This is a genomic window from Pseudorhodobacter aquimaris, from assembly GCF_001202025.1.
GTDB classification, from domain to species: Bacteria; Pseudomonadota; Alphaproteobacteria; order Rhodobacterales; family Rhodobacteraceae; genus Pseudorhodobacter; species Pseudorhodobacter aquimaris.
In genome coordinates this window covers 139285-154574 of record NZ_LGHS01000052.1, presented here as the reverse complement: position 1 = coordinate 154574, position 15290 = coordinate 139285, and the positions used below count along the sequence as shown (strand labels likewise).

Below are 15290 nucleotides of genomic sequence, written 5' to 3'. Positions count from 1 at the left end.
ATATGATTTATAACAGACTTATTTCGTCAGTAACGCTTGCCGGAAGCGTTTCCATTTTGTCAATCAGCGCGGCGATGGCGCAGGATGTGGCCTATGATCTGGGAACACTGGTTCTTTATGGTGACCGGACGACAACCCAGGCCGAAGAAACCAACAGCAGCGTTTCCATCGTGACCGCCGCCGAGCTGGCCGATCCGACGATCTCCAGCTATCGTGACGCCTTTCGGCATATGGCCAACGTTCAGGCCGGCGATTTTGTCGAAAGCGGGTTTGTGCTGCGCGGCATCAACTCTGAGGGTCAGACACCGGGCGGATTGGGCACACCACTGGCGGCCTATTATATCGACGGGGTCCAGCAAACCGTTGAGGGCACCCGCCGCGGCATCAACGGGGTTTTCGACGCCGAACAGATCGAGGTATTCCGCGGCCCGCAATCGACCCTCAGCGGGCGTTCGGCCTTGGCGGGGGCAATCCATCTGCGGACCAAAGACCCCGAGTTCGCACGCTCCGGCAAGGTTGAGCTGGGCTATGGTTCCGACAACAAGAAATCTGTGGGCCTCGCCTTTGGCGATACGCTTGCGCCGAACCTCGCCTACCGGATCAGCGGTGAATATTACAGCAAGGACAACGACCTGAACTATCCGTCCTATACGCGTTTTGACCGCTATGACGATATCACCTCGGATGAGCAATACACCCTTCGCGGCAAGCTTTTGTGGCAGGCAACCGATCAGACCGATGTTTTGTTCAGCTATTCCCATTCGTACGGCAATCCGGCGCCGAATGATATTGCGGGCCCTTATTGGTCAACGGCCTCGACCGGCTATGGCGCGCAGCGCGGTGACATCTGGGGCAATATCCTGCCCGATTTCTATACTGCATTGATCCCGGAATTCCCGGGCTTCCAGGATGTGCGCAACACAAAGGTGGATAACTTCGGCATCGAGGTGACCCATCACGTCAATGACAACCTGACCTTTACCGCGCAAACCGGCTATTCCGCGTCGCTGACAGAGCGGTATTCCATCAACGAAGGCACGGCGGGTGAATTTCTGACCGTTGCGGGTGAATTCGATCAAGAGCTGCTGACACAAGAGTTCCGCCTGAACTATGAGGCAGAGGGGCTGCGTTGGGTCGGGGGCCTCTATATCGGCAAGGAAGAGCAAACCTCTTTCCGCGATGCGACCTTGCCCAGCTTTACGACCTACCTGCCCGAAAACCAGTATTCCGAGAATACCGGCGACATGCTCAACATCGCGGCATTTGGCGAAGTGGCCTATGAGTTCGCGCCAAGCTGGACCATCATTGCCGGCGGTCGTCTGGATTACTTTGATCAGGACCAAACAGCATCGCTGGTGACGGATGGGGTTTTGACCAGCAACAGCCAGTCGTCGTTCAGCGATACGGTTTTCGTGCCGAAGGTCGGGATCGAATACGAGCTGTCCAACAGCAACAAGATCGCGCTGATTTATCAAGAAGGCTACCGTCCCGGCGGCTCTGGCATCTTGGCATCAACGGGTGCCGCATATGAGTATGACGCAGAAAAGGCAAAAAATCTGGAGCTGTCCTATCGTGGGCGCGGGTTGGATGACCGCCTTAGTTTTGCGGCCAGCCTGTTCTATCAGGACTGGGATTCGCAGCAGGTTGAAGTGGGCTCATACCCCAACAATTACGTCACCAATGCAGGTAAATCCAAATCCTACGGTGCCGAGCTGGAGCTGAGCTATGCCGCGACCGATATTGTTGACCTTTATGGGTCGGTCGGCCTGCTGAATACCGAGTTCAAGAACTTTGAGGCCAATGGCATCGACTATTCGGGCCAATCCTTCCCCGGCGCGCCCGAGGCATCGATTGCGCTTGGCTATTTCGCGGGGGGGGCGACTGGCTGGTTCAGCACCGGGTCGATCCAATACACCGGCAGCAGCCTGTCACGGATCGAAAGCGGCGTCGCACGGCCTGTCAAGCTTGACAGTTACACCACCGTGGATCTCTCGGTTGGCTATGCCTGGGAAAAGTCAAAGCTGACGGCCTATGTGACCAATGCCTTTGATACCGACTATTTCACCTATGAAAACGGTCCCGGCGTTCTTGCAACACAAGGAGAGGGCCGCGAGATTGGCCTCGTCTATGGTTATACATTCTAAGATGGCGGCGGCAGGGCAGCAAACCTATGCAACGATTGCCCTGCCTTTCGCATTGGCGCGGGGCAAGTTTACCGAATATGCGACAGCACAGGGGCTGCCCGTCGAGGTCGAAGACGATATAAGCCTGATCCGGTTTCAACGTGGCGTGGTGCAGGTTTCGGGAGATGCGGCACAAACCCGGCTGGATATCTCGGCCGAGAGCGCCGCCGCCTTGCAACTGCTGCGCGATACACTTGCGGAACGGATGGCGGCGCTTCACATCCCTGTGGTGTGGGAGGTCCAAACCGGCAAAACCCGCCCCGCCAACCTGAGTCTCGCGAAGGTCGTCGAGGTTGCACGTCTTTCGCCATCCTATGTGCGGGTCGCAGTTCAGGGTCCCGATCTGGCGCGCTTTGCCGATGGGGGGCTGCATTTCAGGTTACTCTTCGGCCCCAAAGATGCGGGCTGGCCTTTTATCAATGAAAGCGGCGTTACCCAATGGCCCGGCGGCGACAAAGCATGGCACCGGCCCGTCTATACCGTGCGGGAAATCACTTGTGATACGGATGGCTCCGCGCGCATCAGCTTTGATATCTTCTTGCATGACGGTGGCCGCGTGACGGCTTGGTCCAGGTCAGTAACACTTGGGGATGAGGTTGCCCTGACAGGGCCAAACGGGGGCCGCGTTGATCACAAGGCGGGCTGGCAGCTATTGATCGGGGATGAAACGGCAGTGCCGGTCGTTGCCAGAAAACTGGCCGCCTTGCCTGAAAACACCAAGGGCAAAGCGGTGCTTTTCGTGCCTGATGCGGCGGATATTCAGGCCTTGGCGTGTCCTGCGTGCATGACGGTCCATTGGGTTCTTCGCGATGAGCGTGAAACGCCTTTGGCGACGCTGCACGCTGAACCCTTGCCCGCAACCGACCGCTTTGTCTTTTTTGCGGCTGAACGTGCCGAAGCCGTGGCCGCGCGGGGTTATTTGGCCGAACACGGGCTGTCCAGAGATGAATTTCACAGTGCAGCCTATTGGACGGCCCCGACATCTGATGCGCCATGACGATGCTTTACCGCAAAGGTGTTCTGATACGGGCCAGCGTGATGCATTCGTCGGCCCCTGCGGCGTAATCCACACGAATGCGCCACCCGCGGAACGAAAGTACCAGCCGGTTGATGCCGGATTGAACAATCGATGCCTCATGAAAATCGGGGATATCATCCAGATGGTTTGACAGGGCCTTGTAGAGGGATTCTTTGGCCGAAAAGACCACCGTACAAAAACGCGCCGGATCGACATCCGGCGGTTTATGGGCAAGGTCCTGCTCCGTCAAAACCATTTCCGAAATCTCGGCTGCGGTTTGCGGTGTCAGCCATGTTTCGCAATCGACCCCGAGGGCAAACAGACTGGGCGAGACCACCGCCATCGCTCGGGCAGAACTGTGGCTGATTGAACCGGCAAACCCTTGCGGCCAAACCGGCGCGCGACCACGGCGATGAACTGCCCCGTTGCTTCCTGCTGCGCGCAGGGCAAGGGTCGCACAAAGCCGCCCTGCCAGAAACTCGCTACGCCGCTTGTCCACAGCACAGGCAAGATCGGGCGGCAGATCAACGGTAATCCTGCCGAATTCGGTATCCGCCTCAAGCCGGTCCACGGGGCTGACATCAAAATGGCATGACCGCCAAATGACCCCCTCTGACGGGATCAGCGGATGTGATGAAAGGCAATGCGCAGTCATGAAACCGCCCCATGTGTTTTCCAACGATAGACCATGACTGCCGCCTTGCACAGTTCCTCGGCGATGAAGGCATACCAGACACCTACGACCCCCAACCCAATCGGCACACAAAGATACCACGCCAAGGGCAAGCCGAACAGCCAGCTTAGCGACTGGCTGGCCACGACCGGCCAGCGCACATCCTCAATCGCGCGCAGGGCGTGGAACAGGATCATATTGAAGGCAAAACAGGGTTGCAGGAAAATCGTCAGCCACAAAAGCCGACGCGACAGGTCCAGCACTTGGGGATCATCCGTGAACAGGTGGATAAACGGATTGACGGCCAGATAAATCACAATGGCGCAAACGGTCGAAAGCGCCGCCGCAATCCAGGACGAGCGCAGCCCCTGACGTTGCGCCGCTCCGGTATTCCCCGCCCCCAGACGGTATCCGATCAGAACCTCGCTGCCCTGACAAACCGCCATGATCACCATCGTCAGAAAGGACATCGCAATCATGACATAGGCCCGCGACAGCACAGCGATCTCTCCTTGGGTGGCGATCACACCCAGCAGGATCATCTGGTAAAACCCATAGGCCACAAAATCCGAAACGCTCGGAAGGGCGAGGGCGGCGAAACGGCGGACCTTTGCGATATGCGCCCAGACTTGCCGCAAACCAAACTGCAACCCCAGCACGCGCGCAAGCAAGATCACCAGCGCCGCAGAAACCACCACCCGTGTCACAAGGTTCGCCGCCCCCGCCCCGGTCACCCCCATTGCAGGCACAGGACCGGCCCCCAGAACCAGCAGATATTCAAGCGACAGATAGAGCACCGCCCCCAGCACAGAAAGCGCCATGACCGTCCGGCTTTGCCCGAACCCCCGCAAGCACGCCACCGCCGCATTGCCCAGAAACAGGAACGCCATCATCGCGCCGGAAAAATAGAGATAGGTTGTCGCCAATGCCTCGATCTGGGGGCTGAGCGTCATCAGGCCCAATATCCACGGCCCCGTAACCGCCAACAGCCCCCCCATAATGGCGCCAAGTATGGCATTTGCCGTACAGGCAATATCGGCCGTCAGCCGTGCGGCATCTTCCTGCCCGCTGCCCAATTGCTGCGAGATGGTGATCACCGCGCCGATCCCCATCACGGCAGACAGTTCAACAGCCACGCGCAGGACCTGCCCCGCCACGCTCAGGGCAGCGGCGGTATCGGGGGAATGGGCGCTCCAGATCATCATATCGAGGACCATCACGGCAAACATGACCAAGGACTGTAAGAACAGCGGATAGCTTAGCTGGAACAGCGTGGCGGTTGTGGTGATTTTCATACCTGGTTGAACGACACGAGATCTGCCAGCGCGTCAAGATCTACCGGCTCGGTTTCCCCGACCCGAGGTGGGTCCACAGGCACGGCCACGGGTTTTACCTGTGCGGCAAGGGCAGCGATGGTTTGATGCCGGAAGATATCCATTGCCTCGATCTGCATGCCCTGCTCGGCCGCACGTGCCGCCACCTGAATGGCCAGAATGGAATCGCCGCCCAAGGCAAAGAACCCCGTGTTCCGGTCAGGCGGGGCGATGCCCAAAAGATCGGCCCAGATTTCGGTCAGGCCCGCCTCAATTGCCGGATCAACAGGTGTTTCCGGCCCATCCGCAACCCGATCTTGGGTCTGCGCGCCCGGAAGGGTATCCGCCCGGGTGGGTGCATCACAGATGTGAAACCTGCCGTCATAGGCCTGTTTCGCATGGATACCTGTTTCAAACAGCACGCTATCGGTGACATGAAATGCTTGTGGATCAACAAGCGGGTTGGGCCTGAAGGCCAAGGCACTGCGTATTGGATCACCGGCATACCCCCTCGCCAAGCCAGGCCCTGCAAGCGCCAAACGCCCGATCTGGCCGGGCGGGGCGGGCAGCCCGCAGGCATCCAGAACGACCGCACGCACGCCCTTGGCCGGTCGCAGGCCATCCTGCGTGCGCTGAAAGGCGGCGGGATATTCCGGCGGGCCGACCCATTCGGCCAAGGGATCATCAAGCTGGCCTGTTGCCGATCCGCCGACCGCTTCCAGATGCGCTTGCAGGGCGGCTTGGTCAAAGATCATCCCGTCCCGAACGCAGGTTTTGGACAGGGGCTGATAGGCACTGGGCGCCGGCACAAAGGCCAGAGCATGATCCGCATCCGTCAGGATCGGCAGTTCACAAAGCATCTGTGACGGAGCTTGCGCCAAGGCTTCAAGCAGGGTTTCAAACCGCCGTGCCAAACGGTTGGCGGTCTCTGGGGTAAACAGATCTGTCGCAAAATCGATATGCCCTTCAAGACCGTTTTCACCGCGCGCCATCTCCAGCGCCAGATCAAAACGCGCCCGCCCAAGGGGGGCCGGGATCGCGCGCCAATGCAGATCTGTGGTGATCTGCCCCTTGCGCGGGATATCGGCCATTGAAAACATGGTCTGCACAAGCGGCGCATGAGAGACGTCGCGCGGTGGGGACATCGCCTCTAGCATCTGTTCAAAGGGCAGGTCCTGATTGGCATGGGCTGATAGCACCGCCTCGCGGATCTGATCCAGCAGTGCCGGAAACTCCATCTGCCCATCAAGGCAGGCGCGCATCGGCAGGGTGTTCACAAACAGGCCCACAAGATCATGGAAATCGGCCATATGCCGGTTGCTGACCGGCGTGCCGATGATGACGTCGCGGCCTCCGGTATGGCGATAGAGAAAGGTCGCGTAAGCCGCCAGCAGACACATAAACAGGGTCGCCCCGTTCTGATGTGCCATCTGTTCCAGCCCCGCCGCCACCTCGGGGGAGACCCGCAGTGATACACGCCCCGCCTTACGGCTTCGCTTTGCGGGATAGGGCACGTCGGTCGGCAGCGTCGCCAGCACTGGCGCCCCATTCAGCCGCTCTTGCCAATAGCGCCGTTGATCCGCCAGCGGCAGTTTCTTTTGCCATGCCACGAAATCCGCATATTGCGCGGAAAGCTTGGTTTGGCACGCGCCGGTATAGCCCGCGCTGAGATCCCGCAAGATCACCTCGAACGACCATTCATCCGCAAGGATGTGGTGCAATGTCACCTGCAAGATATGCTCTGTTGGCCCGACCTTGATCAGCCGCGCGCGCCACGGGGGGGCGGCATAGAGATCAAACGGCGTTCCCGCGTCTTGTATTGCCAGCTCCTCCAGCCTTTGTGCGCGCTCAGATGCGGCCAGCCCCGAGATGTCGTCGCGCTCAAGAACCGGCACAAACCCGTCCAGAATTTCAACCTTGGCCGCACCGCGCTCATCGGGAAACCGGCAGCGCAGTACATCATGGCGATCGCCCAAAGCTGTCAGCGCTTTGGTCAGGGCTGCGATATCCAGATCGCCGGACAGCTGCACCGCCAAGGGCAAATGGTAATCGGCATTTCCGGCATTCAGCCGCGACAACAGCCATTGACGGTGCTGGGCCGCAGAAAGGCTGGGCGCATTGCCGACCTCCACCGCAGGCAAAACCCGCGAGACCGTCAATTGGTCAAGCCTTTGGCAAAAGGCCCTGAAGCTGTCGACCTCAAACAGATCGCGCAATGACACCTCCAGCCCGAGATGGCTGCGTAAATCGCCAATCACGCGCAGCGCAATCAGCGAATGGCCACCAAGCGCGAAAAAATCATCCTCGGGGTCGATTGTCGCAACGCCAAGGGCCGCCGCCCAGATGCCCGCAACCAGCTCCTCTCGTTGTGATGCCGATTGCGGCGGGCTTGGCGGATGTGCCATCTGTGCTGCGGGCAAGGCGTTCCGGTCGATCTTGCCGTTCGGGGTCAGCGGGAAGCTGTCCATGGGAATAAACAGGCCCGGCACCATATAGGCAGGCAGCCTTTCACCCAGATAGGCCCGCAGCGAAACACGGCTCGGGGCGGGACCGGTGGCGCGAATATAGGCCACCAGCCGCGCGGCATTCCCTTCGCCCCTTATCGCCACAACCGCCTGTGCAATGCCCGGGTGGCTTTCAAGCCGGGCCTCGATTTCGCCCAGCTCAATCCGGTAGCCGCGCAGCTTGATCTGGTTGTCAAACCGCCCGAGGAAATCAAACGTACCATCCGCCGCCATCCGCACCCTGTCGCCGGTGCGGTAATGCCGCGTGCCATCCTGCATCACAAAACGATCAGCCGTCTGGTCTGGCCGGTTGATATAGCCGGGGCTAAGGCCCGCGCCGCCGATCCACAGCTCCCCCGCCACGCCAACGGGCACCTGCCGCCCCGCCTGATCACGCAGGCTGAGCGTGGTGTGATCCAGCGGGCCGCCCACCGGCACCTTGGGGCCATGCAGCAACGCTGGGGTTACCTGCAATGCCGCCGACCAGATCGTCGTTTCCGTGGGGCCATAAAGGTTCCAAAGCTCGGCCCCCAATCCCAAAAGATCGCGTGCCAGCGCCGAATCCAGCGCCTCACCCCCTGCAAACATGCGCAAGCCGGGCCGCCCCTGCCAGCCACTGTCGCGCAAGACACGCCAGCCCGCAGGGGTCGATTGCATGACCGTCACGCGATGATCCTCAACCATCCGCGCCAAAGCCTTGCCGTCCAGCGCCGCACCAGCCCCCGCCATGACCACTGTGCCACCGGCCACCAAGGGGGCAAAAAGCTCCAGCGCGGCGATATCGAAGGAAACGGTCGTCAGCGCCAACATCCTGTCATCTTCGCAAAACCCCGGCACCGAGAGCATCGAAGCGATGAAATTCGACAATGCCCCATGCGTGATCGGCACCCCCTTGGGCAGTCCCGTGCTGCCGCTGGTATAGAGGATATAGGCCAGATCCGACGGCCCTGCCTGATCGGGCAATGCGGCGTGGCGGTGACAATCAGCAACGTTGAGGACCGTGACATCCTGCGAGGGCAAGGCCGCGGCGCCGATGTCATCCACCAGCGCCATACGCGCGCCTGAGTCCGACAGAATATGCGCGACCCGTGCGCTCGGATACAGCGGGTCCAGCGGCAGATAGGCCCCGCCCGCCCGCCAGACCGCAATCAGGCTGGCCAAGAGGTCGGGGGTGCGATCCTGACAGACCGCCACGACATCGCCCGCCCGCAGGCCCGCATCCCGCAACGCCGTGCCAATCTGCCCTGCCCGCGCGATCAACCCTGCATAGTCGAGCGCCGGGCCCGCCACGGTTTCCACCGCCCTATGGTTGCCATAGCGGGCCGCCCGATCCAGCAATTGCGCCAATACGGACGGCTTGCTTGGCGGCGTTGGCCCCTGTCCGGCCTTGGCGATCAGCCGGTGTTCCTCTGCGGTCAATATATCGATATTATCCAGTGTCGCGGCCCCTTGCGCCAGCGCGGCCAAGACCTGCCGAAAGTGCCCCGCCAGACGGTCCAGCGCATCGGGCGGGATGCGTGCGCGATCGGCTCCAAGGGTGATCCTGATATCCTCTTCGGGCAGTACTTTGAGGGTCAGCGCGAAATCGGTGCGCTCATGCAGCCCCGCATCGCTGAGGCACAGGCTGCTATGGTCATCCGCCACGGTCAGGATCGTTTCGGGATAGGTTTCAACAATCAGAAGGCTGTCGAACAGCGCGGCACGGCCGGTGATCTCCGAACAGGCCCGTATCTTGGCCAGGCCCAGATGGCCGTGTTCTTCGCGCTGTCTTTGCGCGGTTTGTATCGATTGCAACCATGGCAGGGTTTTCTGCGCACCGGTGCGCAGCCTGACCGGCACTGTTTGCAAGAACAGGCCGATCATTTTTGCTGCACCGGTCAGATCGGTTGGCCGACCCGAAAGGACCGTGCCAAAAGTCACATCCTCCAACCCGCTGTAGCGCGATAGAACCAGCGCCCAAGCGCCCTGCATCAGCGTGGCCAGCGTCAGCCGGTTTTCCCGCCCCAATGCCCTGATCTGGGCGCTCAAGGCGGGGCCAAGCGTAAAGCCATGCTCAACCAGACCATCTTCGTTTGACGGCTGTTCAATGCCCAAGGGGGTCGGCTCGGACAGCCCCGCCAGCGCCTTGGACCAATAGGCATTTGCGGCGCCCTGATCTTGTCCCGAAAGCCAGTCGATATAATCCGAATAGGGGCGCGGGGCGGGGCCTGCCTTGGCACCCGCATAGGCATCCAGGACCTCACGCACGATCAGCGCCCCGCACCAGCCGTCCAGCAAAAGATGGTGGAAGCTCCAGACGAACAGATGCGCGTCATCGGCCATACGGATCAGGGAAAAGCGCGTCAGCGGGGCCGTATCCATCGCGAAACCGGCCACGCAATCCGCGCGCAACCAGTCTTGCAGGGCGGATTCCTGTGTCGCCTCTGGCCTCCCGCGCCAGTCAAGGAACTGCCAATCGGGCTGCACCTGACTTTGGATAATCAGTGCCGGATCATCCAGATCCTCCCAATGGCAGCGGGCGCGCAGAATGTCATGACGGTTGATCGTTGCCCGCCATGCCTCGCGAAAGCGGTCCCTGTCCAATGGTCCCTGCAACCGGCTCCAATACTGCTGCATATAGATGCCGGACTCCTCCTCATAGAGCGATTGAAACAGCATACCCGCCTGCGCCGCAGACATTTCATAGACATCCTGGATATCATCGGTTGCAGTCATTTCGAGCTGTCCTTTAGCCGTGCACGCAGTTTGTTCAGCTTGCTGTTTCCCGCGGTGCTGCCGCTTGACTGCGTGCGCAATTCCGCCGCATGGCGGGCCGCGAGCCGGGCAACGGTTGTGCCGGAAAACAGGCTGGCGTCATAATTCCAATGCAGTGCGATCCCGTCGCCTGCGGGTTCTGCCCAAAGGTGCAACCCTGCGGGCGCCAGCACTTGTGCCAATTCCTTAGGGCGGACCTGCCATGATACGACAAGCGCCTTTTCAACGATTTTTCGCGGATCGACGCCACGCGGGTCGCCCTGCCCCAATGCCTCAACCAGTGCCTGTTCCGAGGCGGCGATGCCCGGTGGCAGGGTCGTCAAAACGGCGGGCATGGCGCGAAGGCTGGCCTCTGATCCATCAATCAGGACCAACGACATCGGGACCTGTCGCCAATGCCAGAGGGTGCGGGCCATGGCCGCGGCCACCAATCGTGCTGGCGTTATGTTGCGCAGCTTGGCCTCTGCATAGAGTTTGCCCAGATCCGCCGCGCCCAGCGTTTCCTCAACCGCCGCGCCACCGCCGCCGATACCGTCACCCGATACAGGGCCCAGCCCCGCGATTTCATCGCCCATAGGCCCGCCCGACAAGGCGATTTGCCACGGCGTTGCTGCTGATTGCGCGGTTGCCGCCTGTGTGGCCACTGTCTGGTTCTCAAACATTTGGGCGGGGGTCAGGGTCAGGCCCCGCTCTTTGGCGCGGGATGCGATCTGGATGGCGCGCACGGAATCTCCGCCCAGATCAAAGAAGTTGTCATCAATGCCAAACCCGTCCTGTTTCAAAACATCGGCCCAGATCCCCTGCAACAAAACTTCTGTCTCGGTTACTGGCGCGCGCCTTGCGGGTTGCGCGTCGGCATCCGGCCTTGGCAGTTGCGCACGATCGATCTTGCCATTGGGATTAAGCGGAAATGCCGCAAGGCAAACATATTGGGCCGGAATCATATAGGCCGGCAAAGACCCAGCCAACTGTGTTCGCAAGGCCTGCGCATCAAGCGGTTCGGCGCGGCAATAGGCAATCAGGCGCCCCCCATCAACCACGACCAGCGCCTCGGCAATCGCAGGCCGGGCGGTCAATGCGGCCTCGATTTCTCCCGGTTCTATCCGGTGACCGTTCAGCTTGATCTGATGATCGACGCGCCCCAGAAACTGCAAGGTCGCATCTTCTTGCAGAACCACACGGTCGCCGGTGCGGTAAAGCCGCTCCTGCCCCGATGTCACAAAGCAGCGCTTCGTCAGATCGGGCCGGTTGCGATAGCCGGGGCTGAGCCCCGCCCCGCCGATGGCCAGCTCACCCACAACGCCAGCGGGCAGAACCACCCCATAGGGATCAAGCACCCGCAGGCTGGTATTGGCAATCGCGCCGCCGACTGGCACAACAGAGCCGTCCAGATGCTTAGCGGTGACGTTCAACGCCGCCGACCAGATCGTCGTTTCGGTCGGGCCATACATATTCCACAAGCTCTTGACGTTTGCCTGCAACCGGCGCGCCAGATCGGCGGGCAAGACCTCCCCCCCGCTCAGCGCGGTCAGATCGGGCGCGCCGGACCAACCGTGATCCAGTAACAACCGCCATGTCGCCGGTGTGGCCTGCGTATGGGTGATGGCGTGGCGGGGGATCAAACCGGCCAGCTGTGCAGGCATCACTGTGTCGGTATTGTTTGCGATAACCAATGTGCCGCCAACCGCCAACGGCAGAAAAATCTCAAGCGCGGAAATGTCAAAGGCGACGGTCGTCAGGGCGAGCATACGCATATCACGCTCCGCCCCCAGAATATCAGCCGTCGAGGCGATCAGATTAGACAAAGCGCGGCGGGTGACCGGCACGCCTTTGGGCCGGCCGGTGCTGCCGCTGGTATAGATCAGATAGGCGGTGCGGTCGGGGTCCGGCAGTGGCAAATTGCCCTGCCCCGTCAGGCTGGCCGGGTCGACCACCGGGCAGATGGTATCCAACGGGTGATCCGAGAGGACAAGCCCCACATCCGCATCTTGCAGGATGGCCTCTCTGCGCGTGGCCGGATGGTCGGGGTCAAGCGGCACATAGGCCACCCCCGCACGCAGCGCGGCCAGCATCGCCACCACCAGTTCCGGCCCCCGCCGCAAAGAGATCGCAATGCGGGCATCCGGTCCGTTCAGCTCGGACCGCGCCAACAGCCCCTTGGCCATCCGCCCCGCACGGTCCCAAAGTTCGGCATAGGCCAAACACTGCCCGCTTGTCGCACAGATCAGCGCCTCGGCACCCTTTTGCAGGCCGATCAGATCCAAAAGATCGGGGATATCCCTGTCAGGACCGCGTAAAACGGCATCACGGGCCTGATCCGGCGGGACAAAACCGAACCCCGAGAGACACATATCCGGCGCATCCGCCACGGCATGCAACAGGGTTTCGAACTGGGCCTTCATGCCGCAAATCTGAGCTTTGGAAAACAGGGCCGGACGGTATTCGATGATGACGGCGTAACCGCCGGGTTGATCCATCACATGCCAGCTGAGGTCGAACTTTGCCTGTGGCAGGGGCAAGACGCGTTGATGCAGGGTCAGACGCGGATCGCCAAGATCAAGCTGCGCGGCGTTCTGATGGGCATAGCCGCCGGTTTGCACTTGGAACAGGGTCTGGAACAAGGGCGTCTGCCCCGCGTGACGGGCCGCACCGACCGCATCAACAACGCTGGCAAACGGCAGGTCCTGATGCTCGAACGCACGGGCGAACCCCTTGCGCACCCGGTCCAGAAAAGCACGGAACGTCATCTCTGGCCCCAGCCGGTTTCGCAGCACCAAGGTATTGACGAACAGCCCGATCAGCCCTGATTTCTCCTCGGAGGCGCGGCCCGCGGTGGGGGTGCCAACGGCGATATCCTCGGTGCCGGTCAGCCGGTAGAGCAACAGTTGAAATACCGCTAGCATCAGCACAAATTGCGACACGCCGAACTGTGACGCCAAAGCGGCGATCTTGGCCGAAAGATCCGCCCCCAAAGGAAGGGTGACAGTTTCAGCCGTGCTATCGGCCGTGCGTTTCCATGGTGACAGGTCCTGAGGTGCGATATCCGCCAGTTCCGCGCGCCAGAAACCCGCCTGCGTTGCGGCCTCGGGTGAGGCAAGCCACCTCGCCTGATCCAGCACGACATCCGCAAACTGACGCGAGATCGGCGGCAGCTGCGGGTCTTGCCCCGCGATGAAGGCCTGATAACAGGTCGCCAGCTCTCGCAGGAACACGCCGCGCGACCAGCCATCGCAAATGATGTGATGAAAGGCGAAGAGGACCGAAAAGCGAACCTTGGAATATTGAAGCACCTGCACCCGAAACAAGGGCGCAACACCAAGGTCAAATGGCCGGGCGACAAAATCGGCCTCGGCCGCCGCATCGGGATCAGTAACAACAGCAAGGTCGAATGGCACCGATGCCTGAATATGCTGGGTCGGGGTTCCATCCCTGACCTCTACCGCAGTGCGCAACGGCTCATGACGCGCGACAAGATGGGTCAGCGCATGGTGCAAAGCCCCCAGATCAAGCGGCCCGTCAACATCCCACGCAAAGGCAATGGTCAGGGCCGTTGTGTCCGGCTGTACCTGCTGCATCAACCAGAATTGCATCTGCGCGGGCGAGAGCGGCAGACGGTCTGGCCGGGGGGGTGGCGCATCATCGACGGCAATAAGCGACCAATCGATTCCGCGCGCCTCCACCTTGGCGCGGAATCCGGCACGTTCATCTGGCGACAGACCCGCGACACGGGCCCGGATGGCTTCGATCTGGTCCTGCATCTGCGTCAGGCAGTCTTGCGCGGATGACCCGCAGCGGTGGCTTGGGCAAGCTGCGCGATCTTGGGCAGCCCACCCATGACCAGATCATAATCCTGCACGAAATCGATCAGACAGGCGGTCTCATCGACCCCCGCATCGGCCAGCGCCTGCACAAAGGGCTGCACGCTTTCGGGGCTGCCGATCAACGAGCGGCCGTTCATGAACCCCTCGACCCCGAATTTCAGCAAGGTTTCAAGATCATCCTCGCTGAAATCCGACAGTTGGACGTTCAGGTTCATGCTTTTGGCAAGGCTTTCGAGCAGATGATAATGCGTGCGCAGATATTCGGTGAACGGCTCGATCACATTGGCCTTGGCCGTCTCGACATCATCGGCCAGAAAGGTGTGGACCATCATGGTGACCTTGCCCGCATCCGGGTCATGGCCGTTCTGGTCCAAGGCCTCACGGTAGGCGCGGATCTTGACGGCGACATCCTCTAGTGTTTCGCCCAGCAAAGAGCACAGCACATTGATGCCACGGCGCCCCGCCTCGATAAAGGTTTCGGTCGACTGACAGGCGACCCAAAAGGGAATGCGCGGCTGCAAGGGGCGCGGCAGGGTTTTGGCCGCAACCAGATTACCGTCGGCATCCTCAAACTCAACGCTGTCACCGGCCAGCAGGCGTGTCACCTGCTCATATCCCTGCCACATCTGGGTGCGGCGGAACCCATGCGGTTCACGCGACAGCACAAATTCCTCCATCGTCCAGCCAGAGGCCATGGCAATCCCTGCGCGCCCGCCCGAGAGGTTGTCGACAATGGCCCAATCCTCGGCCACGCGCACGGGGTGGTGAAGCGGCATCACCACGCTGCCCGACCGCAGCTTGACGTTTTTCGTAGCCACGGCCAAGGCGGCATGGATCACCGCCGGATTGGGATAAAGCCCGCCAAAGGCATGGAAGTGACGTTCCGGCACCCACAGCGCGGACAAGCCGTTGGTATCGGCAAAAACCGCGCTATCCATCAACAGACGATAGGCATCCGGGTTGCGGGTCGCCCCGTCTCCATCGAAATAGAACAGGCTGAACTGCATGGCTGCTTCCTTATTGG

Annotated in this window: 7 protein-coding genes; 2 read left to right on the top strand and 5 right to left on the bottom strand. The window is 61.0% G+C overall.

Features of this window, described 5'->3' with window-relative positions; translation table 11 throughout:
- The first annotated feature begins 2 nt into the window (after window positions 1-2).
- Both AKU94_RS09295 and AKU94_RS09290 read left to right on the top strand, forming a co-directional pair.
- A complete protein-coding gene (locus tag AKU94_RS09295; protein ID WP_157056482.1) occupies window positions 3-2144 on the top strand; it encodes a TonB-dependent receptor in 2142 nt (713 codons plus the stop codon).
- The gene (locus AKU94_RS09290) at window positions 2128-3180 is read left to right on the top strand and encodes a siderophore-interacting protein (protein WP_198144881.1); all 1053 of its coding nucleotides are present in this window, start codon (window positions 2128-2130) and stop codon (window positions 3178-3180) included. The genes AKU94_RS09295 and AKU94_RS09290 overlap by 17 nt, the downstream gene beginning before the upstream one ends.
- Window positions 3181-3187: 7 nt before the next feature.
- Here AKU94_RS09290 and AKU94_RS09285 read toward each other — a convergent pair whose 3' ends face one another.
- Genes AKU94_RS09285 through AKU94_RS09265 form a run of 5 tightly spaced genes read right to left on the bottom strand, consistent with a single transcriptional unit; the run spans window position 3188 to window position 15273 of the window.
- On the bottom strand, window positions 3188-3856 hold the full coding sequence (locus tag AKU94_RS09285; protein ID WP_050526997.1) for a 4'-phosphopantetheinyl transferase family protein: 669 nt from the start codon (window positions 3854-3856) through the stop codon (window positions 3188-3190).
- The gene (locus AKU94_RS09280; protein ID WP_050526996.1) at window positions 3853-5169 is read right to left on the bottom strand and encodes an MATE family efflux transporter; all 1317 of its coding nucleotides are present in this window, start codon (window positions 5167-5169) and stop codon (window positions 3853-3855) included. The genes AKU94_RS09285 and AKU94_RS09280 overlap by 4 nt, the downstream gene beginning before the upstream one ends.
- Window positions 5166-10406 carry a non-ribosomal peptide synthetase gene (locus tag AKU94_RS09275; protein WP_050526995.1) on the bottom strand — a complete coding sequence of 1747 codons (5241 nt, stop codon included), beginning with the start codon at window positions 10404-10406 and terminating at the stop codon, window positions 5166-5168. Before AKU94_RS09275 ends, AKU94_RS09280 begins: the two co-directional genes overlap by 4 nt.
- Window positions 10403-14203, bottom strand: coding sequence for a non-ribosomal peptide synthetase (locus tag AKU94_RS09270; protein WP_050526994.1), 3801 nt, complete (start codon window positions 14201-14203; stop codon window positions 10403-10405). Before AKU94_RS09270 ends, AKU94_RS09275 begins: the two co-directional genes overlap by 4 nt.
- A 5-nt stretch (window positions 14204-14208) precedes the next feature.
- Complete coding sequence (locus AKU94_RS09265; RefSeq protein ID WP_050527130.1) at window positions 14209-15273, bottom strand: LLM class flavin-dependent oxidoreductase; 1065 nt, start codon at window positions 15271-15273, stop codon at window positions 14209-14211.
- Window positions 15274-15290 lie beyond the last annotated feature (17 nt).

What these genes read in the sequence shown, in the direction of transcription:
- AKU94_RS09275 (WP_050526995.1), bottom strand. Translation starts at nt 10,406, where the DNA reads ATGACTGCAACCGATGATATCCAGGATGTCTATGAAATGTCTGCGGCG.
- AKU94_RS09285 (WP_050526997.1), bottom strand. Translation starts at nt 3,856, where the DNA reads ATGACTGCGCATTGCCTTTCATCACATCCGCTGATCCCGTCAGAGGGG.
- AKU94_RS09290 (WP_198144881.1), top strand. Translation starts at nt 2,128, where the DNA reads ATGGTTATACATTCTAAGATGGCGGCGGCAGGGCAGCAAACCTATGCA.
- AKU94_RS09265 (WP_050527130.1), bottom strand. Translation starts at nt 15,273, where the DNA reads ATGCAGTTCAGCCTGTTCTATTTCGATGGAGACGGGGCGACCCGCAAC.
- AKU94_RS09295 (WP_157056482.1), top strand. Translation starts at nt 3, where the DNA reads ATGATTTATAACAGACTTATTTCGTCAGTAACGCTTGCCGGAAGCGTT.
- AKU94_RS09280 (WP_050526996.1), bottom strand. Translation starts at nt 5,169, where the DNA reads ATGAAAATCACCACAACCGCCACGCTGTTCCAGCTAAGCTATCCGCTG.
- AKU94_RS09270 (WP_050526994.1), bottom strand. Translation starts at nt 14,203, where the DNA reads ATGCAGGACCAGATCGAAGCCATCCGGGCCCGTGTCGCGGGTCTGTCG.